This is a genomic window from Pelagicoccus sp. SDUM812003 (assembly GCF_031127815.1).
Taxonomy (GTDB): domain Bacteria; phylum Verrucomicrobiota; class Verrucomicrobiia; order Opitutales; family Opitutaceae; genus Pelagicoccus.
On the sequence record NZ_JARXHY010000054.1, the window covers coordinates 1 to 1,706 of the forward strand.

The following is a 1,706-nucleotide window of genomic DNA, read 5'->3' on the forward strand; positions in this document are numbered from 1 at the left end:
GCAGCGATCGCTTGCTCCTTCAGCCTCTTCGGCCAGGGGAACGAGCTCGACACCCCGGAGATCTTCCAGATCAACCGCGAGGCCCCGCAGGCAAACTTCACACGCTTCGCCGACGAAAGCGCCAGCGTCGACGCCGACCGCGCGAACTCGCCCTACTACCGCAGCCTCAACGGCGAGTGGAAGTTCAACTGGGCCCCAAAGCCCGCGGATCGTCCGGTCGGCTTCGCCGATCCCTCCTACGACGTTTCCGACTGGGACTCCATCCCCGTGCCTAGCAACTGGGAGCTCGAAGGCCACGGCGTCCCCATCTACACCAACCTGGTCTACCCGTTTCCCAAGAACCCGCCGCGCATCGATCCCTCCGACAACCCGGTAGGCAGCTATCGACGCGAGTTCAGCGTTCCGGCGGATTGGGACGGCAAGGAGGTCTACCTGAGCTTCGGGGCCGTGCGCAGCGCCTTCTACCTTTGGATAAACGGCGAACAGGTCGGCTACAGCGAAGGCAGCAAGACCGAGGCGGAGTTCAACGTGACCGACTATCTGCAGGACGGCGTCAACACCGTGGCCCTGGAGGTCTACCGCTGGTCCGACGCCAGCTACCTCGAGGACCAGGACTTCTGGCGGCTCAGCGGCATCGAGCGCGACGTCTGGCTCTACGCCACCAACACCGCGACCCTCGAGGACCTGAGCATCACCGCCAATCTCGACGACAGCTACCGGACCGGGAAGTTCGCCACCGATTTCGAGCTCTCCAACAGCGAGAGCGAAGCGCGAGCCGTCTCCCTCGTCGCCACCCTCCGCGACGGAGACAGGGAGGTCTTCACCTTCCGCAAGTCGGTCGAGGTACCCGCCGAGGGCAGCGAGACGGTGTCTTTCAAAAGGAGCGTTCCCAAGGTTCGCAAATGGACCGCGGAAACGCCGGAGCTCTACTCGCTCACCGTCACGGTCCAGCCGGAGAACGGCGACAGGGAAGTGTCGACCTTCGACGTCGGCTTCCGTCGTATCGAGATCAGGAATACGCAGCTGCTGGTCAACGGCAAGGCGATCTACCTCAAGGGCGTCAATCTGCACGACCACCATCCGGTCACCGGCCACGTCATGGAGGAGTCCATCACCCTGAAGGACCTGCAGCTGATGAAGGAAAACAACATCAACGCCATCCGCTGCAGCCACTATCCGAAGGAGGACTCCTTCTACACGCTCTGCGACCGGCTCGGCTTCTACGTCGTCGACGAGGCGAACATCGAGGTGCACGGCATGGGCACCACCAACCAGGGCAGCTTCGACGAGTCCGTGCACCCTGCGTACCTGCCGGAGTGGAAGGGAGCCTTCCTGGATCGCACCGAGCGCATGTACGAGCGCTCCAAGAACCATCCGTCCATCATCATCTGGTCGCTCGGCAACGAAGCGGGCAACGGCCAGAACCAGTTCGCCGCCTACGACTGGCTCAAGAGCGTGCAGGACACCCGCCCGGTGCAGTACGAAGGGGCCACCGAGTACTCGAACAGCGACCTGCAAGTACCTATGTACTGGTCGATCGAACGCATGATCGAATACGCGGAAAACGATCCTCAGCGGCCGCTCATCCAATGCGAATACGCCCACGCCATGGGCAACAGCGTGGGCAACCTGCAGGACTACTGGGACGTCATCGAGTCCTACGACATCATGCAAGGCGGCTTCATCTGGGACTGGGTCGACCAAGG

1 protein-coding gene is annotated in these 1,706 nt (G+C 62.6%); it reads left to right on the forward strand.

Annotation, left to right across the window (positions count from 1 at the left end):
- Positions 1–1,706, forward strand: a 1,706-nt coding sequence (locus tag QEH54_RS22725) for a glycoside hydrolase family 2 TIM barrel-domain containing protein (protein ID WP_309021025.1), incomplete at both ends; no start/stop codon positions are given.